The organism is Clostridium sp. UBA6640, from assembly GCF_002455975.1.
Taxonomy (GTDB): Bacteria; Bacillota; Clostridia; order Clostridiales; family Clostridiaceae; genus Clostridium_J.
The window spans coordinates 59,737-79,590 of sequence record NZ_DKLM01000031.1; the positions used below are offsets into that span (position 1 = coordinate 59,737).

The window sequence follows — 19,854 nt, forward strand, 5'->3', positions numbered from 1 at the left end:
TAATAGAGCTCTTTATGGCTCCCCTGAGAAACCATGCTAATCAAAATTTAATATTTTAGTATTTCTATAAATATTGAAATTAAAACTTACTCCAGATGAGGAAGTAATTGTTTCTCCTCTATTCTGCAATACCCATTTTTTATCCTCATCTATATTTAAAAAATGCCTATCTGACTTATAAGTGTTATTTATTTTAGTAACATATGCAAACTCGCAATAGCCTTCAAGTTTTTTATAAATAGATTCTCCACCAATTATAAATATATCCTTACTATTATAACTTTTAAGAATCTCAAATAAAGTTTCCAATGAACTTACGACTATGGCATCCTCCACTTTATAGTCTTCATCTCTAGTTAATATTATATTAATTCTATTCTTCAAAGCCGCTTTATTTGGAAGGTATTCTAAGGTAGTTCTTCCCATAACTACAACTTTTCCTATAGTTTTCTTCTTAAAATCTTCTAAATCCTCTGGAATATAAGTTAATAAATTCCCCTCATTACCTATACCAAAATTCTTATCAACAGCAACAATTAAATTCATAATTCATCTCCACTTTTTCTAATATTTTGTAATTAATAATATTTTATCATATCCATAATTCTAATGCATAATTCTCTTATTTTAATTTATCTATTATGTTATTTTTAAGCTCTTTTTAAAAATAATCACTCTCTAAATTATTTATTTTTAAAGATAACTAATTTTATTTCTAAAAGTATGTTTAACTTTATATATTTATATAGAAAACAAGTAATTTTCGGGGGAAATTTTGAGTGAAATAACTAGACAAATAATAATGATTCCAGGAATTATGGGAAGTACATTATCTCAAAAACAACTTACAATCTGGCCTAAACACATCTCACATATTTTTGATATTAATTTTTATGATGTACTTAAAGATTTAGATGATAATTCTATCTCTGCTTCTAGCATAGTTCCTATAGCTTATACTAGTTTAGAAAGATTTTTGAAAACTCAATGTACAGAATATACAGCTTTTTACTATGATTGGAGACAAAATAACCTCCTTCAACCTAGCATTTTAAGAGGAAAAATAAATAAAAATGTAGATGAAGTAGTAATTGTAGCTCATAGCATGGGTGGAATTATAGTCAAATTATTTTTGGAAGAGTATAAAGATGATCCTATACTATCAAAAATAAATAAAATAATAACTCTTGGAACCCCCTACAATGGTTCTCCTGATGCCTATAAAGCTATATTATTTGGTAAATCTGTTCCTAATGACTTGTTCCCTATAATATTATCTAAAGGTGAATCAAAAAAAATTATTAAATATTTCCCAAGTATATATCAGCTTTTGCCTAATGAAGATTATTGTAATCACTATAAAAATCTTAAAGACTATTATTTAATTAAAAATAACAAAGCTTTATCTTGGAAAGAAATTTATAATGATATATACATTTCTCTATTAAAAGATGTGGATTTAAATGCAATTTTAACCTTAGATAAATTTTATAAAGCTTTAACTTCTTCCCTGCCATCTCATATATCTCATCATGAAGTCATAGGTTTTAACATACCTACTCTATGTAATTTAATTGAAAATCATGGTGAGTTTAAAGGCAAATTTAATGATGGTGATGGTACAGTGCCTCTTTACAGTGCTATGACTGATACTACAAAAAAATACTTTGTGAAATGTGATCATGGTGAATTAGTTAGGAGTTCTGTTGTACACAATATGTTAAAGCTTATTTTTAATAACGCTCCAGTACAATATGGAGATAAACATAAAGTTTATACTCTAGATGATGTAAATGCCATGAATTTTAAATATAAAATTGTTAAAATTGCTTGTCCAGTAGTTGTATATTTGAAAGATAAAAAAGGCAATACACTTTATGGCAATACAGAAAATCTTCAATTGGATAACCTAAATATATATAGCTATAATAACAAAGTTCAAAGTATAGGCGATAGTATTTATTTTATAGTTGAAGATGAAGATGATAGCGAAAGTTTCATTATTGAAGGCTATGATAGAGGTGCTGTAACAATTTCAGTAGATGAATACGAGGATGGAAATTTAAAAAAGACTGCGGTATTTAAAAGCTTTAATATTGATAAAGGACTTAGAGCAGATTTAATAATTAATTCACTCATTGATAAGTTCCAACTATTCATCAATAATGGTATAGAAAAAATTAAGCAGCAACTTTATATTCTGGATAACTTTATTAACAAAAACAATATAGATCTTCCTAAAACAAAATATAGCATAATAGGAGAGAAAATAAATGCTTCTGATGAAGGGTACTTATATGGTACTGGGAAAGTTAATTTAAAAATAGATAATTTAGAAGAAGGCTCTTATGGTGTAGTTCAAACTTGGTGCTCAATAAACAAAAATAAACCTATATTAATTGATAATGGTGATTTAATTGATTTAGAGTTAAAACCTGGAATAAATAATATTATAGTATATTCTAAAGATGCCTTAGGAAATAAAGAGCCTATAGAAGAAAAAACATTTTATTACTTAGATATAAAAGATATAAAAGTAAAATTAAAATTTAATAGTTTATCATATTCTGTTTCTGTAGAATTAAATAATAAAAGCCTTTACAAAGAAATTGAACTTATTGATTTATCTCTAATAGAAAGTAATAAGCTTACTAGAATAAATTATGATTATATTGTCAGACCTATGGAGATAAAAGTTAAAGATGCTTTTGACATAGAAAGAAGTTTAACCTTTACTATTGATGAAGATGCTATAGAAAAAATAATAAAATCCCATAAGGACAGTTGTAAATATATTGACCTCTTTATGAAAGGTCTACAAACTGATAACTACAAAATATGCAAAAAAGATAATGATTTGTTAGTAGAATTAAAACCTTCTAAGGGAGATAATGTTATAAGCAATAACTCTATATTTATAATATCTGATATTTTTGAAGTTGAAATAATTAAAGAAGAACTTTTAAAAGTAATATTTAATAATCTTCATGAGGAGATAGACTTAAATAGTGACAATCCTTATAGCTTTACTTATAAGCTTTTTAATAAATCTTCAAAGGAATTATTAATATATCCCAATTTAAAATCTTATATAGGTATAAAAGATAAGGACAAAGCTTTTCAAGACATTTATCAATTGTCTACTGCTTTTAATGAAGATTTTACTTATTCTTCAAAATTAATTCCTAAAGATTTAAAAGCTTCTCTTTTAAATAAAAATATTTTTTCTGAGGAATTTAACACTTTTTTCCTTGTAATTGAAGTAAAAATTAATAGTGTTAAAGTACTTAGGGTTCATAATATAATTTTTAGATATTAGGCATCTTTTTAAAAATAATAGATAAACTACTTTAAAAATTAATGCATACCTTTATTGTATTTTAATTCACAATTCACAATGCAAAATGCACAATTAAGGATGGAATTATTTTTATCAAAATAATTTCTTTAATAGATTTTTGACTAACAATACAATTGCTAGTTATTATATGGCGAACACTGTTCGCCGCTACAATTAATCAATTTTAAATTTCCCAGTTACCACTGAGAAATATCCATAATTGTTAATCATGAATTGTGCATTGTAAATTGAATTTTAGTTCAGATACTAATTTTCCAGAGATAGATTAAATTTATGAGTAGTACATCTATATGCTAAAATGCCTTAAAGGAGCTATTTATTATGGAAGTAATATTAATTAATATAGTGCTCTTAATAATAATTTTTATCATTTATAGATTTTTATATAAAAGTTGTAGTAAAAAACTTTTAATAGACATTTTTATACTAACTTTATACGCAACCCTAGTAGCGCCTCTAATTATTTTTACTATAAATTTAATTTTAAGACAATATTATAATCTTAGTGAAGTTCATTTAATATTCACTTTTATTCCTTTAGCAATACCTACTATAAGTATTTGCAAGGAAAAAAATAAAGAGACTTCAAATAAAAAATTTTTAAATAAATATCAAGACAAAATTATATATACCGTATTAAATGAACTTAAAAAACAGCATATATACATTGATAAAAATTGTATAAATATATCTTTTAATAATTTAAGAGGTACCTTTTATGCTGATATAATAGTTACTCTTTCTATTCCAAATGAAGAATATGATTATTTTAAGGATTATTTAGAAAAAAGTTTATGTAAAGAATTTAAAGAGGGTCATTTTAATGTGGCTTTTAAAACTTATAAATAAAAAATTATATATTCAATAACTAATTTAAATTTTCGGGAGAACACTGTTCTCCCCTACATAAAATAAATTTTATTATAAAATATCTGTAACTATTAAATTTTACAATCAATCATATTTCTCTTGAATATATAATTGCCCCTCCTGAACCTAATATTGCAAAATGATTACCTGATTTAGAAAATCCACATTTGATCCATCCATCTAATTGTTCAGTATCAATCATATATGCATAATCTAAATATTCTCTTGATGAAGCTCCAGGCTGAAAAACGTTGTTAATAACAACTGACGCTCGTGGCCACCAAGGATATATTACTTCCAAACACCATCCATCATAGCTTACATGAACCCCATCTCCTGCATTCAGTCCAAAAATATCAATAACTTCCCTAGTAACTGGATTAATGAACCTTAAATAATCATCCGCAAGATTATTGTCTATAATTTCAACATCATAAACTATGTTAATCATCTCACCAGTTGATGGATTATTTATACTATATGCAGAATCTGAAATTAGAAAGATTTTATCCTGTGAATCCCAACCACCTGCAATAATTCCAGCTCCAGAAAGAATTACTTTATTAGTCCAAGGAGTAGGTGGTGATTTTACTTCCATTAGCTTTGCTTTCTCAAGAAGTTTCAATTCAAAGTTTGTCCTCATCTCTATGACTTGTGAATTTTCTATTTTTCTACTTTTAAACATGAATAACCTCTTTTCATATAATTAGATAAGTCCAGTTTAATCTTTTGTAAAATTTATTATAATTTTTATTAATAAATTTACGAATGAAACACTACCCAATTCTTTAATTTGTAATTTAATGCAGTGTAAATTTTTTGAGCAGCTTCATTTTTTATATTAGTTATTATCTTTATATCTTTAACTCCTAATGATCTTAATTCTTTCTCAAGATAGGATATTAAAGTAGAGGCTGCTCCCATGCGCCTAAAATCTTTTTTTACATAAAGTTCTGTAATTTCGCCACTGAACTCTTCATAACAAAAAGATTTATTATACTGTGCACAAGCAAAACCTATAATTTTATCATCAGCTATAGATACAGCTACTAGTTCATTATTTCTTTTAAGACTTTCTCTAACTTTCTCATAACTTACCTTTACACCATTAAATTCATAATTCATATTAATAAGTTCATCTATATCTTCTAAAGTTGCTAACTTAGCTATAATCAAATATTTCACATCCTTTATACATTACTATCTATATAAGAACTTTATATTTGTTACCAATATATTTAAAATTAATAATTTAGCATTTCAATTTTAATCTATTATCCATAAAATTATTTATATGAACAAAAATCTTATCCATTTCTTCATTTTCTGGTAAAGAATTTATGGAGTTCTTTTATATTTTTATCCTCCATGGCTTTCCCCCTAATTAAAAACATTTTTATATTTAGATCAATATACTTAAAATTTGTATGTATATATAATCTCATCCTCTAATACAGAAGTAATTCCGCCGGTTTTTTCATAAAGAGTACAAGCTGAAATATTATGTTTATTTGTTGGCACCCACATTTTTATAGNNAATTTATGTTATGACATATTTCTATTAGCTCATTAATTAATGCCTTTCCAACACCTTGTCGTCTAAATTCTTTTAATACGCCAATTTCATATAAACACATCATATCTCCTGTCATATCCAAACGATTTTGACAATAACCTATTGCATACCCCAAAACCTGTTGATTCTCCATTGCAGCTAAAAAATAATTATTTTCATTAGCAAGGAATTTATTAATAGCAGTTTCATTTAATATTTCAACACTATCTTCTTCTGATTTTACTTTACTCATTGCTTCAACTACTAGTTCGATATCTAAACTAGTACATCTATATACTCTCATTGTAACTCCTTTTTTAAAATAATATTTATTTCAAGACTACCTACATTTAGTCAAAATATATTCTTTAAAATTACTCATTATTTCACCATTACTCCAATAGGCTACCATTTCCTCCTCAGGTATATTTGAAATGGGAACATCAAAACCTTCAGGAATAAAAATTTGTTCAATTGGAGTACCGCATTTATTTCCAGGGTTAACTGATAATTTTCCTCGATATGTTCCAGTAAAAACAACTGGATCCTCATCGGGATAACAATATGCCAAGCAATCTTGAATGATAATAGTGCGATTAGTTTTACCTTTCATTAAGTTAATATAGTCATCTACAGAGAACCATTCATTTACAAACTTGATAAAAGGTCCAGGAAATCCATTTAAAGCTTCAATATAAAAACCAGCATCTGTTACAATAACTGGCTTATTTAGTTCCTTACTTGCCCAACTAGCAGAATACATAGCTACCTCTTGAACACTTTCGCTCTGAATTTCAGGAGTACTTAAACTCTTTTGTAATAGAGTAATTCCTGTATTAGAAAATGTTTTTAACGCAACCTCAAACTTAGTATCATTGCCTGTAACATAAACTAAAGTATTATCCATAAATAAACTCCTTTTTATCTTTTAATTAATTTTAATTTTTCTACATAATTAACAGTTTTTTATAATGTAAAATTATCTTAGGAGAATTTCACTATATTTCTTTAAATATGTATCAGCACATTATTTCTAATATAGCATTATTCAGGTTTTAGAGATCACTATTTTTATACTAAAGTTTATCAATTTGCCTCATCACATAAATCAGTAATATCTTTAATGAATACTGTAAAATTTATTACTGAATAATAGATTACCTTAAGAATTTTTTGATTTTATAGTTATTATATTATTTAAGAAAAAAGCGACTTAACTTCTTAATTTACTCTTTCTCCTACTATTACCTTGCTTAAAAACTTTTTACTTTGATTTGCAATTGTTTCATACTCGTAATCATGAACATAGTGACCACAATCTAATAAGACTTGTTGGCTTTCATGCACCCTTGAAACATAGTCTATTAAATATTTTCGCCACTGTCCTTTCTCCCAACCTGTATCATCACCATTTGAAATAAAGAATAACATAGGTACTCTCAATAATCCCATTTCATTAATTTTCTTTGCACTTTCTTTAATATAATCTAGTTCCCGTAACATTGTCTTCGTAGCCGTTCTTCTATAGAAAATTGATCTATATATTTGTTTTTCATCATCAGTTAGAGAACCACTTTGTATTGCTGCTGAATTGCTACAAATAGATGGAATAAATCGAGTTAATCCAATTTTAGCTGCAAATGCAGACAAATTTAAAGCAACTTTATTTGGCATTGGATAGTTCTCATATGCATCTGGAACAGCTGGATCTAATCCTACAATAGCCGCAACTTCATTTGGATACTTTCTTGCCCAATAAAATGCTTCTATTCCAGACATAGAATGAGGAAATAGTACATATGGAGCTTTTTCTCCAGCTAAGGTTAACGCTTTTCTCGTTTCTTCTAGAACTGTATCTATATCTCTAGGAACATCTACAACTTCACTAAATCCATATCCTGCTTTCTCTACAACTGCAATACGATAATCATCACTTAATCGGGAATATAAACTTTTAAAGTCCAATGTTGGAGAACAAGTCCCCCCTCCTGACATAAATACTAAAGTAAAATCACCCTTACCTTCACTATAAACATGCATAAGGTGTTCATTGACCGTAACCATTGTACCTGATGGTTGAAATAATTTCGATTCTTGGCTTAACTTAATTTTATGATTAATAAAGCTAATTAAAATAATTATTAGTAAAATACCAGCAATTGTTACAATGCTTACATTCACATTTTTCACTATCTTTATAGTAATTGCCCCCTTTTCTACTGAGTTATGTTATATAAATAATATTTGGTTACCTTCTAATACAATGTAGAATTAGCTTTAATGAGATCATACCCGATTTTACCAAATATACATCAATATATTTTACAAATTAAATAATAAAAGAATATTATTTTCATATTTAATATTTATATATTTTTTCATCATTTAGCTATTTTGCCTATTTACAATATATTTTCATTACAACGCAAAAACACCACAAAATTTAGTTTGAATAATACGGTGTTCAAGTAAGTCATTTATTTTTCGATTATAACATTAAATAAGAAAACTATGAGCTAAGAATTATATCATATTATACTTTACCACTTATTAGTTTTCGGGCAAATAATCTTGAATGCTCAATTTTATCATTCGTTATAAAAGTAGATTTATATCCAAAATCTCTTTCAGCAAGCATTCCAATATATTTTAGCTGAGAGTGCTTACAATATCGTTTGATACCTTCTTCAAATAAATCAGCTCCTTCTCCTGGTTTATACCCACAGGTAGTTATAATAGCTAACTTTTTACCATTCCAAAGAGAAGGCCCTTTTTCATCGCCATAATACTTATTCATTCCGTACACTAAACGATCCAATAATGATTTCATAGGTGGTGTGCAATACCATGAATAGATAGGTGTAGCTAAAATAATGACATCACAACCATATATTTTATCAAAAATTTCCTGCACGTCATCAGCATATCGACATCCAAAAATTGTCCAGTCTTTTTGACAATTCCGGCAAGCAGTACAAGGCTTAATATGTTTATCATAAAGTCAAATTAAATCATATTGAACTTGTTGAAGTTTAAGTTCTTCAACAAAAGGTTTTAATAGCTTAGATGTGTTTCCATTTTTACGCGGGCTACCCATAAGAATGCAATATTTCATTTTATACCTCCATTTTAAAGATACTTCATAAAAATTTCATATTTTGTCTTAACTAATGATAATTATATCACATTCATATAATAATGTAGGATTGTTTTTGCAATAAATGTAAAACTGTTTGATTTTCTATCATCGCATTATTCAATTTTAAAAGAACATTATCCGTATGTGTCGTCTACTATTCATATTGTAACAATTTATTTGAATTGCGGCGAAAAAACACCACAGAATTCAATTTTGAATAATGCGGTGTCTTTATAAATTGTTCATTTTTCCATTGTTACCTCAAATGAGAATATTCCGAAGCTTTTATTATATTCATCTGTTTGAGTATCAAGTTTTGAGGTGAATACAACTTATTATTTTTGTGGAAATAATTTATTTTTATAGTAGGCTTCTGCTTGATAAATTACAGCTAATGGATTATGACCTAAAACTCTATCCTTTACTGCAAAAACAGTTATAGGTGCATTGGAATGCTTTATAAATAAACTATCATGCCCTACGCATAAACCTAAAATTATATTAAGTTCTGTTTTAGATTCATTTAAAAGTATTGCTTGTCCTATAGGATTACATATTGGCTCGTAAGTGCCTGGGCTTACTTTTTCACTATCTTTAATATTTAAAAAATCTTTAGGTATGCTTCCATTTTTACATACAACTGAATTAACCTCAAACCCATTATTTTTTAATATTGAACATAATATTTTTGCTTCTTTATTTAGACCTACACAGAAAGCTACTCCTAACTTTTTAAAATTACACTTATTTGCAAAATCCATTATCTCTTCAAGTCTTGTGTTTTTACAGTATCCTTCTGCTTCAACTAATGCTGAGTTATATGCTAATTTATAATTTTCCTCTTCATTATATAATTTCTTTATTTTTTCTTGTTCTTCTTTTTCATTGCATGGACAATTACGGGGTAATTTTTCAAGTTCTCCTTTTTTACAATAATTTTCACTACACATAGCACAAGTATACATATTTAACCCTCCCATTAATATTAAAAATATGTCATCTCAAATTACATTTTCAGTTAACTAATGATAAATATATCATATTTACATAATTTCAGATAGTTATTTTTATTTATTAACACCTCATTATTCAATTTTTAAAGAATATTTTTCATCTGCTTTATTATTTATGATATCTTAGAAATAAACACTGTTCACCACTACAAAAATAAATTTACATGGAATTTATAAAGTCTTGCAATCTTTCAATGAATTTTCCTACATGCACACCGTCTAATAGCATGTGATTTACTTGTATAGAATAAGGTAGTAACACCTTGTCCCCATCCTTAAAATATTTTCCCCAAGATATTTTAGGAATAGAGTCTTCTTTATTCATTATTATTTCATTAGATATATGTGTAAATGATATCCATGGAATACAAGAATAGTATATTAAATCATCTCTTACTTCACTTATCTTTGGGAAATATTCTTTTTATTCTTCTGATTTCTTCTTTGCATTATTTGAAAAAGTTATAATATCATTCTCTATATTTAATATATTACTTAAACATTTGAACACACCATGTCTTGTAATCATGCTTTTTATAAAAATTTATAATACTATCAATATCCTTTGTTGATGAATAAATTAAAGACCTCTCAATTCCATTGTTTTTAGCAACTTCTAATATTTTTTTTAATAAAATACTTCCTATACCTAATCCTCTATTATTTGCTGATATATAAATATCATCTATTTCTATATAAAACTGACCACTATCAATTACACATATATTTTCTGCTTTATGAACTGTCCCATAGACAAATCCTATAATCTCATCATTTAACTCAGCAACAAAAAAATATTTACCAAGCTTTTCTTCTAGATATTTTTTATCAGCAGGAATAAACCCATAAGTTATATCTGTATTACACCATTGTTGCTGAAGAAAAATGATTCTATCTAAATCTTCATGTGTACATTCTCTAATAATTAAGTCTCTCATATTACCCCCATTATTTACTTCTTAATATTTTATTAAATACGCATTAATGCATTATACATATCTCTAACGCCTTACTATTTTCATATATAATGTGTGTATGCTGTATTAGATTTACAGATAATATTCTACTTTATTATCTATGATGTCGTAGATAGGAAGAGTACTTGCTGGTTTTCTTTTGCACATCTAGATTTCTTTTCCCTTATATACTATAAGCTAATTATCAAAATTAATATAAAGTCGCAAAATATTTGTACTGCGACGTAAAAACACCGTAAAATTCATTTGAATAATNNGTACTCGCTATTCCCACGATAAAAATATATTTCATCGCAAGATGGGTCTAATTCAACTTGAAATTCGTTTTTAGCACCGATATTACTGTTAAGTCCGTATGTTGAATAAAAGGTAATATATTTTTTATTTCCGTCTTGACTCGATTTAAACGTTCTTATATATCCCATACTACTTGCAACACCAACTTCTAGCGTCATTACATTGCCATCTTCGGATATTGAGTAATCAGTTAGCATAATACCTGCCATTTTTCCCCCAGTGCTTAGAAATAGCAATCCGGCTACTATTATTAATGAAAGTATGGTGATAACTCTAATTTTCTTTTTCATAAATAATTCTCCTTGAGCATTATAAATAATCTGAATTTCAAATTCCTATTTATCGAGCACAATATATAATTATTATGAATAATACGGTGTTTAAAATAATTATTCATTTTTTATTGTTTGGCGTTAAATAAGAGAATGTGAAATACCTCAACTACAAATAGTAATTTAACTACTACTTTTTACTGGTTTTCTTATTAAGTTTTAACACAACATTTCTACTTACTGCCATAGATTGAAACATGCTTACTGCAAGTGTGTCTTTCTCTTTTAGTGTTAGATTATCTGATTTTGTTTCAGTTGCAATTTGCTCCACTACGGATTTTACATCTTGCAATTCTAAAAGATTGACAGCTATGCAGAAAAAATTCTTTCTCCGCCCATCATTGTAGTTCGCCAATAAATATTTTAATACTTCTATTTTTTCAGCCAGTTCAATTTGATAAGCATCTATTCCTATTTTTTTGACCTTCTCCAAATCCTTCAGCTGATTGCGATGAGTAATAAAAGAATCAAACATATCTATATCATCATATTTTTCACAAGGGTATTCATCACAAAGATAGCAATATTCAGTTTCGCCATGCTGTAGGCTACACCTTGCAATTTTGCATGACTGATTACCTGCACCACCACCACAACCAGGGCAATAATTACCCAAGTGCATTGGACATAAACCACAGTTTAAGCCACATAGAGAAAATAAAGGATAGTTCCTTTTGAAATTTTTCATTTATGTACCTCCCCTGTTAGATTCCTGTTTATCAGTAAGATTATATAAATAATCGTTATTTCGAAGTTATTTACAACTATGTCTTAACTCATAAGAAAAGCCTATCATATTTACCATTTTATTAAATTAATTTTCCATACCCTTGACCTAACTTTTATTTTTTATAGACTATTATTCAATTTTCAAAGAACATTGTTTGCATCCCTTATTTAAGTAGTTATGTCGTCTAATAATCAAGTCATGAAACAAAATATATTACATTAAATCATTCAAATTTTTTCAACCTTTTAAAATCTATATCAATATAAGGTAGTCGATTCTCAATATTATATCTGATATTTTTTAAATACTCTTTTCGTGAATCATTAAGCTCATTGTTTGTCCATAATTTTAAAATAAAGTTGTATGAACAAATCCTTCTGTATTCCAAAAATAATGGTATTCTCTCTATCCATTCTTCTTCAACTTTATTTTCTTCTAAATATCCTTTTAAAAAATTTTCAATAAATTTAACTCCAAACTCTGTACGCTCTTGCGCATTCACTATAGGAATTGTTTGTAACGAGTGATAAAGAGCAATTGCAATATCACAAGCATACCAATGATATAAACAATCATCAAAATCAAAGACAACTATACTATCATCATGAATAAAAAAATTACATTGATGAAAATCATTGTGTATCAATCCATAAGAGTTCTTATCTTTAGGAAAAGTACTCATTTCATTTATTATTTCTGTCCATATATTATAAATAGCAAAATCCTCTTTGGTAACTCTATATCCTTCTTCAAAATTAATGTCCTCATTCCACTGCTCTCTTGCAACTATTCCTTCTTTTGGTGTATAATCCTTCACTAAACAATGAATCTTGCCCATTGTCTTTCCCCATTGATAAAATAAGCGTTCATTCCATTCATCAGCATTATCCACTCTTGGAGGATGCCCATTAGCTTTTTCAAATACCGAAATAAAATAGCATTCATCATTATCATATATAACTTCTACAAACTTATTATTTATAGATAGTATTATTCTCGATACATTTACTTTCATACTAAATAAATAATTTACATAATCCATCTCAGCCTCATAACGTGATAAATTATAAGATGTCTTTTTTGAAATTCTTAAAATATATGCATTGTGTTCATTTTGCAAATCATAAATAAGATTAGCCGAATTACCAATTTTATTAATATTAACTTCTGATATGTCTAATTGAAAAAGTTTAAAAGCTTGCTTTAGAATTAAATTGTTATTATCCTCCATTTTTCCTCCCACTTCAGAATAATTCACACAAAATTATCTATTTTCAGTTTTTTAAATCGATGAATAATTGAATCAATAGATTGTTTGAATACAATATCTCATGATTATATTTTGTTAATAACAAATTTCTTAGCTTTGTTTAAAATATTCTATTTTCCTCATATATAATGCTATAGCTAATATCATATTCTCTTAGTGTCTCTTTTATTTTTTATCCTGTATTTCAAAATATATTGATTCAATTCCATCTTCAATAAATGTTTCAATTTTTATAAATCCAACTTTCTCTAATAGTCCTATTGATCCATAATTATTGGAATATGTAAATGCTCCAATTTTTTCTATATCAAACTTATTAAATACTTCTTTAACAAAAGCTTTTGTAGCCTCTGTTGCTATACCCTTGCCCCATAACTCCTTTTCAAAGATGACAACACTTAGCATAGACATTTTTTCATTACTTTCATCTATACCATAACACCAAATATCTCCAATATATTTTCCTTCAAAATATATTACCTTGCCGTAGCTTAAAGCATCCCCTTTTATAGACTCCTCAAATAATCTTAATGCTTCGTCTAAAGATCTAATACTAAAGGGAAATAATTTCTTTATTTCTTTATCTCGAGTTTTTTCCCAAAAGGTCACTACATGATCCTTCCTTCTTGTTTTTAGCATTATGTCCATAAAACTCATCCTTCCATAAAAATTCTGCTATAATGTAAATTTTATTTTTATTGTGCTAAATTCCACTCAAAGCTTATTTTTATAAATTCAAGTCTGATTTCAATATTTAATTGTAATATATTCCCTAGAAAGTACTGTTCTCCTTCTTCTTATCTCAATAAAAATAATTACTCTCCTTATTTTATAAATAACATTATCTATCATATTATTATAAGCTACTTGGCTGAAGTCAGTATAAAGTCGTAATATATTTGAAATATAACATAAAAACACCCCAAAATTCATATTTAAATAGTGGGATGTTCACATAAATCATTCATTTTTTAGTCGTTACATTAAATAAAAAGTATATGGTATAAGGTTTCTATTCTAATCGAGAATTAATTAAGATTTTTTAATTCCTGAGAGGATACTTTCTCTATAAGTTTTTCTGGATTTACTATTTTTCCTAAATTGTATTTTTTCCCTTCTTCCTCTATTTTCACTACATCTCCTGTATCTAATACTGCTTTTACAAACTCATCTGGAATTATATTAGGATTTACCTGACAGCATAAGGTATATAAAGCGGATACATAAGGTATAGCCCAACTAAATCCACCTTTTCTACTAAATACATAATCTGAGTTTCCCCTATGTGATGCAATATACCTGCTATCCGTCGGTACCATAAAGTCCTTTTCTATATTAAATCTTTCGTAATTTTTTAAAAATTCATCTTTCCAAAATAATCCTGGTTCATAACTTTTAAAATCATCTGGATTTTTCATGCTTTCTCTTCCAAGTCCTCTCAATGCAACTCCATAATGTTCTTCAAAATTTGATGAAACCACTAATATTCCTTCATCTTTAGCCCTTTTTACTGCTGACTCTACTTCATTGAATCCTTTTTGCCTCTTATCCCATCCTATAGACATAGAAATGACCCTTATCTTTTTTTCTTTAGGTAGAGTTTCATTTATCTCTATAATTCTATCTATAGATTTCGCTAAATACTTAAAATCAAAGTTAATACCAGTTACCATATTACTTAAAGTAAATTTTCCATCATCATCAGTTTCTGCAATATAATATAAGTCTGCCTCTGGTGCAACACCTACAGTTTCCCCTACTGCAATAGAGCTAACAGCCGCCCCATGCAGAGTTGTAGTATCATCTTCATAATTGTGAATCTCTTCATAGAACTTTAATCTATCTTTATATTCTTCATGATCTACTAAAAGAGTCCCATCAATTATGGCCATGCTCACTCCTTTTCCTGTAATGCCCTTTTCATGAAGTTTTCTTAAATTCAATCCTGGGTTTTTTCCATATTCCATAATAGTTTGTATATCAAATTCTTTTGGAATATCAGAAGGCCATTTTGTTTTACTATCAAAATCAGCATGCATTAAATCCTTTAAGTTATTTTTAACATTGAGTTCTGATAAATCATAGCTTCTCAAATCAACCTGCCACGGTTTTTTTGAGTTTTCATCATATTTAGGAAGTTCTTTAAGCTTTCCTCTTTTATACTCCACAGCAGTAGGTACTCTAGCTATTCCACTATTTCCATCCACATTAGAATCTCCATATTTGAACAGTGGGAAATTAAAGGCAAATATTAAAAATCCCCCTAAAATAATAACAAGTGTAAAAAATATCTTCTTTTTCATAATCCACCCCCCTTGTTACCTTCATTTTAGTACTAATAACCATATGAAGAAATCGAAAGAGGTTAAATTTATCTTACATTTACCTTACATATCTTTCAGCAATATTTTATAGTGATTGTAAACAATCCATTCCTATTTTGCTCACATAAATATCTCCATTTTAAATGAACCAATGACATATGTAGTCATTGGTTCATTTAATAAAGGATGTAAGTTAATTTCAGATGTTAGGCATATCATACTTATATATAAACTTATTGTAAATTGGAAATATATCACTGATTGATGATAGTATCAAATATTTTTTCATGAGTACAAAAACGTTCTCTTATCGAATCAACATAATCATCTGTTCTAATGAATTGTTTAAAATTATTATATGGTAAGTAACGATAATCAATAGTTTCTCCTTCTTGCAATTTAATCTTTGTTTTTTCTTTATTTATGAATACTAAAAAACATTTATAAATTGAAGGAACATTTTTATAAATATAAGAATATACAAAATTTAAATCGGACTCTGTTGCTTCTATTCCTGTTTCTTCTCTTAGTTCTCTTACAGCGCCTTGCTCTGGTGTTTCCCTCTTTAAAATTGAGCCGCCAGTTACTTCCCATTTTAACGGCCATGATTTATTTTGATGTCTTTGAGTTATCAACACTTCATTATTTTCTGTCACCGCATAAATTTCAACAACAATATGATAAACACCTTCTGGAATAGTTTCATCCCTAAATTGATCAAATCCTAATTTGTTACCATCTTTATCATAAGCATCCCAAATTTCTCTTGCCACATTACACCATCCTTTCAAATTTACTGTATTTATTCACATAAACCACACTTCTTATAAATATCCAAAATTACAGATTGTTTACCTTCAATATACGAATCTATATCTTCTGGATATTTCAAAGCCATCTCTTTTTTTATTGAACTATATCTATCTATATCTTCTTTATGTTGTCTTAAATAATCTCTAAATACTATATGCCGATACAATTCTTCATTATCTTTATTGCATACATACAAATGGTGTGTCATTAAATGTGACTTATTCTCATAAGCAAATGCTTCTCTACCAGATATACCTAAATCTCCTTCATATATATATCCAATAGACTTTAATGCCTTTTTTACTTCTTCGAAATTTTTGTCAATCACAACATCTATATCAATAATTGGTTTTGCTGCCAATCCTTCAACAGATGTACTTCCTACATGCTCAATTGAATTTATTTTGCCAGACAAAACTATTAACAATTCATTTTTTATACGTTCAAATTCATTTTTCCATCCTGGATTATAATCTTCTACTATTACATATTTTGTTTTCATTAAAATCTCCTCCACAAATTTACTATTTATCATACTTAACATTAAATAATAATTTTGAATTTGTCATTTGAATTTATCTGCATATCATACAAATGATCTTTACTTCACCTTTTCTTACTATCATAGGTAATTTATATAATATATTTTATATATGTATTACTTTTTTCTAAAAACATCTAAACTGTGATGCGTTATTCCGACTAAATCAGTACGCTCACATATAGAAAAATGATATTTTAAATAAGTTTCAAACATTTTTTCATCCATTTCATCAATTGTATTACGCATATGATTTGTTAACAAATCAGTTGCAACAAAATGAAGGCGTTCAATATTATATCCTGCCATTAATTCATCAATTTCCTCTTTCCTATACATTTCAAACAGTAATGATGGATTTGACAGACATTTAAACGTATCTCCGTCAACAATACCATTTTGAATACCCTCAAGAATATTGCCTTGCTGGAAACCCCAAGTTGCAATCGTTGCGTCGTTCATACAATACGCGACAAATACAACCCCACCTTTTTTCGTAACTCTGATAGCTTCACTGATGGCTTGTTTTTTATCATCATTAAACAAATGGTATAAAGGACCAAGAACTAACGTAATATCAAAAGTTTCATCGTCATAGCATGACAAGTCTATCGCATTGCCTTGTCTGACATCTATATTGCAATTTTCAGTAACCTTGTCCTTGAGAATATCAATATTATGTTGTATAAGTTCAATCGCATCAACTTGAAATCTTTTTTCTGCAATTGTAAGTGAATATCTGCCTGTCCCTGCACCTACTTCTAAAACACGCATTCCTTTTTTCAGAAACTTGTTTATATACTTCATCGTAGTAAGAAATTCCACCTGACCATGCTTTGATGTAAGACGACCATCTTCATCATAATTATTATAATACTCTGTTAAATATTTAAGTTCACCCATAACTTTCTCCTCCCTTTTATCTCACAATATTTTACTATAATGAATTAATCATAACATATTTTTTAAACCTAAGACGCTCGAAATTTTAGATATGAAACAAGTCATTTAAAGTCATTATTATGCTCTATAAATTACTTATTAAAGTTAGTATAAAACCTTTGAATTATGGAACAAAAATACCGTAAAATTCAAATTTGAATAATACGGTATTATGAATAAATTATTTAATTATTAATGTAGTACATTTTATAAGAATATTTCAAATTTAATCATTATATTCTTAGTAGAAAGTTATCTTTATAATTCAAAGGTATTCTCTACAACTCCTGGTAGTATGCTATATATAGATTTTCCTATTTTTTCATCAAAATAATTTTTCAGTTCCATGAAAGCTTTCCATTTTGGAATAACATGTTCACTTGCCCCATGTCGTAATGCCACATCTACAAGTCTTTTTTCTATAAGTGTAAAACCATTATGTAATCCTAATGCATCACATAATTGTATTAATTTATCGTAATCATCATACTCAACTTTATTTAAAAAATCTTCAACAAAGTTATATCCGTCACCTGTGCAACTTTCTTTAACTTCAAAAATATCTGAAATATTTTTACTTGGACAAGAATGTGTTACACAAATTTTAGCTAAAAAATTATATCCCCTTTCCATAGAATACTTATATCCCTCCATAATATGTCCTATGGTGGTCCTTCCACTCGGTGTTGTTTTACCAATATCATGAAGAAGACCTAAGGTATATGCCACTTCAGGGTCCAAATCCTTACAATTAGCTGCTATCAATTTTGCACTTTCCGCAACATATTTACAATGTCCAATCCACGGTCCTGGATTTATCTTTTCAGCCTCTTCCAATAATAACTTTGCTTCTTCTAAAGTTGGAACTCCCTCTATAATATGACTTTTCAATTCACTCATCCCCCTAATAATCAAATTGTTTGCCATCATAATACAATTATGTCTTAATTTATACGAAAATTATAACATATTTTACACTTTATTGTATTATTTCGCCATATTCCCTAGGAATGATTTTTATCTTCTAACATCATATTACTTAGTTCTAAAAGAGCTTAATTTTTAAGTGAGCACTGCACTCCCCTATACAAAATAATATTATGTTCTATAAATTACTTACTAAATTTAATATAAAAACCTTTAAATTTTGAAATAAAAACACCGTAAAATTCATTGCTGAACAATACGATATCTTAATAATTACTATCTATTTAAAAACTGATTTTAATATTAATTCTCAATAATTTTTTCCATATCCTTTAATCCTTGAAGTACTTCTTCCCTTGAGAATTTTCCTTTAATAAGTTCTTCATCACTCTTTGAAAGTAAAATATTATAAAAATCTTTTCCTATGCTAATCAAATCATTAGAAGGATTTTTGTGTAATTCTTCAAATAATATGTTTTCTGCCTCATTATATTTACCTTCAAAAACAAGTTTTTTTAATAAAATATGAAGTATTTCTTCTGAAGATAATGAATCTAAATTAATATTTTCATATTCTTCTTGCTCTTTGTGTAAAAGTACCTTTGCAGCAAACTTTCCAAGGTCTTCTGCTAATCTTAATATATAATCATTATTCATCGTTTATCTTTAGTGAAAGAGTGTATTATAAATATCAAACCCTCGCTAAAGTTTACCTCCTTTCTTTTTATACTTTTTTCCGTATATAACATATTAATAACTTTGT

19 protein-coding genes and 2 pseudogenes are annotated in these 19,854 nt (G+C 27.5%); 2 read left to right on the forward strand and 19 right to left on the reverse strand.

From position 1 onward, the window contains the following. Positions 1-36 precede the first annotated feature (36 nt). Positions 37-546 (reverse strand): dihydrofolate reductase, encoded by a 510-nt coding sequence (locus tag B2W91_RS03560; RefSeq protein ID WP_291578904.1) that lies wholly within the window; start codon positions 544-546, stop codon positions 37-39. A gap of 229 nt (positions 547-775) precedes the next feature. On the opposite strand from B2W91_RS03560, the gene B2W91_RS03565 reads away from it, so the two are divergent. Together B2W91_RS03565 and B2W91_RS03570 are read left to right on the forward strand one after the other, a co-directional pair. Beyond that, on the forward strand, positions 776-3,319 hold the full coding sequence (locus B2W91_RS03565) for a lipase/acyltransferase domain-containing protein (RefSeq protein ID WP_291578905.1): 2,544 nt from the start codon (positions 776-778) through the stop codon (positions 3,317-3,319). A 363-nt stretch (positions 3,320-3,682) separates the two neighbouring features. Beyond that, positions 3,683-4,210, forward strand: coding sequence for a hypothetical protein (locus tag B2W91_RS03570; protein WP_291578906.1), 528 nt, complete (start codon positions 3,683-3,685; stop codon positions 4,208-4,210). Between the two features lie 109 nt (positions 4,211-4,319). Here B2W91_RS03570 and B2W91_RS03575 read toward each other — a convergent pair whose 3' ends face one another. From B2W91_RS03575 to B2W91_RS03665, 18 genes and pseudogenes are all read right to left on the reverse strand, one after another. Then, the gene (locus B2W91_RS03575) at positions 4,320-4,916 is read right to left on the reverse strand and encodes a hypothetical protein (RefSeq protein WP_291578907.1); all 597 of its coding nucleotides are present in this window, start codon (positions 4,914-4,916) and stop codon (positions 4,320-4,322) included. A gap of 77 nt (positions 4,917-4,993) precedes the next feature. Then, positions 4,994-5,407, reverse strand: coding sequence for a GNAT family N-acetyltransferase (locus tag B2W91_RS03580; protein WP_291578908.1), 414 nt, complete (start codon positions 5,405-5,407; stop codon positions 4,994-4,996). A gap of 353 nt (positions 5,408-5,760) precedes the next feature. After that, positions 5,761-6,090, reverse strand: a complete 330-nt coding sequence (locus B2W91_RS03585; RefSeq protein ID WP_291578909.1) for a GNAT family N-acetyltransferase — start codon at positions 6,088-6,090, stop codon at positions 5,761-5,763. Positions 6,091-6,126: 36 nt separating this feature from the next. Beyond that, a complete protein-coding gene (locus tag B2W91_RS03590) occupies positions 6,127-6,693 on the reverse strand; it encodes a non-canonical purine NTP pyrophosphatase (protein WP_291578910.1) in 567 nt (188 codons plus the stop codon). A gap of 314 nt (positions 6,694-7,007) precedes the next feature. After that, positions 7,008-7,967, reverse strand: a complete 960-nt coding sequence (locus tag B2W91_RS03595; RefSeq protein ID WP_291578911.1) for an alpha/beta fold hydrolase — start codon at positions 7,965-7,967, stop codon at positions 7,008-7,010. Positions 7,968-8,319: 352 nt separating this feature from the next. Next, positions 8,320-8,901 (reverse strand): annotated as a pseudogene (locus tag B2W91_RS03600) (flavodoxin family protein). Positions 8,902-9,260: 359 nt separating this feature from the next. After that, entirely contained in the window at positions 9,261-9,890 is a 630-nt protein-coding gene (locus B2W91_RS03605; protein ID WP_291578912.1) for a DUF1847 domain-containing protein, read from the reverse strand. 208 nt (positions 9,891-10,098) lie between these two features. Continuing rightward, a pseudogene (locus B2W91_RS03610) lies at positions 10,099-10,347 on the reverse strand (CatA-like O-acetyltransferase); the annotation flags it as partial. An 82-nt stretch (positions 10,348-10,429) separates the two neighbouring features. Next, positions 10,430-10,876 carry a GNAT family N-acetyltransferase gene (locus B2W91_RS03615; RefSeq protein ID WP_291578913.1) on the reverse strand — a complete coding sequence of 149 codons (447 nt, stop codon included), beginning with the start codon at positions 10,874-10,876 and terminating at the stop codon, positions 10,430-10,432. A 798-nt stretch (positions 10,877-11,674) separates the two neighbouring features. After that, positions 11,675-12,232: a DUF3795 domain-containing protein gene (locus B2W91_RS03625; protein WP_291578915.1), complete on the reverse strand. Its 558-nt coding sequence runs from the start codon at positions 12,230-12,232 to the stop codon at positions 11,675-11,677. A gap of 265 nt (positions 12,233-12,497) precedes the next feature. Continuing rightward, positions 12,498-13,505 carry a phosphotransferase enzyme family protein gene (locus B2W91_RS03630; RefSeq protein ID WP_291578916.1) on the reverse strand — a complete coding sequence of 336 codons (1,008 nt, stop codon included), beginning with the start codon at positions 13,503-13,505 and terminating at the stop codon, positions 12,498-12,500. 204 nt (positions 13,506-13,709) lie between these two features. Beyond that, a complete protein-coding gene (locus tag B2W91_RS03635; protein WP_291578917.1) occupies positions 13,710-14,192 on the reverse strand; it encodes a GNAT family N-acetyltransferase in 483 nt (160 codons plus the stop codon). A gap of 380 nt (positions 14,193-14,572) precedes the next feature. Further along, positions 14,573-15,847 (reverse strand): S8 family serine peptidase, encoded by a 1,275-nt coding sequence (locus B2W91_RS03640; protein ID WP_291578918.1) that lies wholly within the window; start codon positions 15,845-15,847, stop codon positions 14,573-14,575. Positions 15,848-16,122: 275 nt separating this feature from the next. Then, positions 16,123-16,641, reverse strand: coding sequence for an NUDIX hydrolase (locus B2W91_RS03645; RefSeq protein ID WP_291578919.1), 519 nt, complete (start codon positions 16,639-16,641; stop codon positions 16,123-16,125). 29 nt (positions 16,642-16,670) lie between these two features. Beyond that, positions 16,671-17,183: a GrpB family protein gene (locus tag B2W91_RS03650; RefSeq protein WP_291578920.1), complete on the reverse strand. Its 513-nt coding sequence runs from the start codon at positions 17,181-17,183 to the stop codon at positions 16,671-16,673. 156 nt (positions 17,184-17,339) lie between these two features. After that, positions 17,340-18,125 carry a class I SAM-dependent methyltransferase gene (locus tag B2W91_RS03655; protein ID WP_291578921.1) on the reverse strand — a complete coding sequence of 262 codons (786 nt, stop codon included), beginning with the start codon at positions 18,123-18,125 and terminating at the stop codon, positions 17,340-17,342. Positions 18,126-18,422: 297 nt separating this feature from the next. After that, the gene (locus B2W91_RS03660) at positions 18,423-19,055 is read right to left on the reverse strand and encodes an HD domain-containing protein (RefSeq protein WP_291578922.1); all 633 of its coding nucleotides are present in this window, start codon (positions 19,053-19,055) and stop codon (positions 18,423-18,425) included. 339 nt (positions 19,056-19,394) lie between these two features. Beyond that, positions 19,395-19,748, reverse strand: a complete 354-nt coding sequence (locus B2W91_RS03665; protein ID WP_291578923.1) for a DUF6483 family protein — start codon at positions 19,746-19,748, stop codon at positions 19,395-19,397. Positions 19,749-19,854: the final 106 nt, after the last annotated feature.

What these genes read in the sequence shown, in the direction of transcription:
- B2W91_RS03560 (WP_291578904.1), bottom strand. Translation starts at nt 546, where the DNA reads ATGAATTTAATTGTTGCTGTTGATAAGAATTTTGGTATAGGTAATGAG.
- B2W91_RS03570 (WP_291578906.1), top strand. Translation starts at nt 3,683, where the DNA reads ATGGAAGTAATATTAATTAATATAGTGCTCTTAATAATAATTTTTATC.
- B2W91_RS03575 (WP_291578907.1), bottom strand. Translation starts at nt 4,916, where the DNA reads ATGTTTAAAAGTAGAAAAATAGAAAATTCACAAGTCATAGAGATGAGG.
- B2W91_RS03590 (WP_291578910.1), bottom strand. Translation starts at nt 6,693, where the DNA reads ATGGATAATACTTTAGTTTATGTTACAGGCAATGATACTAAGTTTGAG.
- B2W91_RS03605 (WP_291578912.1), bottom strand. Translation starts at nt 9,890, where the DNA reads ATGTATACTTGTGCTATGTGTAGTGAAAATTATTGTAAAAAAGGAGAA.
- B2W91_RS03615 (WP_291578913.1), bottom strand. Translation starts at nt 10,876, where the DNA reads ATGAGAGACTTAATTATTAGAGAATGTACACATGAAGATTTAGATAGA.
- B2W91_RS03625 (WP_291578915.1), bottom strand. Translation starts at nt 12,232, where the DNA reads ATGAAAAATTTCAAAAGGAACTATCCTTTATTTTCTCTATGTGGCTTA.
- B2W91_RS03630 (WP_291578916.1), bottom strand. Translation starts at nt 13,505, where the DNA reads ATGGAGGATAATAACAATTTAATTCTAAAGCAAGCTTTTAAACTTTTT.
- B2W91_RS03635 (WP_291578917.1), bottom strand. Translation starts at nt 14,192, where the DNA reads ATGGACATAATGCTAAAAACAAGAAGGAAGGATCATGTAGTGACCTTT.
- B2W91_RS03640 (WP_291578918.1), bottom strand. Translation starts at nt 15,847, where the DNA reads ATGAAAAAGAAGATATTTTTTACACTTGTTATTATTTTAGGGGGATTT.
- B2W91_RS03650 (WP_291578920.1), bottom strand. Translation starts at nt 17,183, where the DNA reads ATGAAAACAAAATATGTAATAGTAGAAGATTATAATCCAGGATGGAAA.
- B2W91_RS03655 (WP_291578921.1), bottom strand. Translation starts at nt 18,125, where the DNA reads ATGGGTGAACTTAAATATTTAACAGAGTATTATAATAATTATGATGAA.
- B2W91_RS03665 (WP_291578923.1), bottom strand. Translation starts at nt 19,748, where the DNA reads ATGAATAATGATTATATATTAAGATTAGCAGAAGACCTTGGAAAGTTT.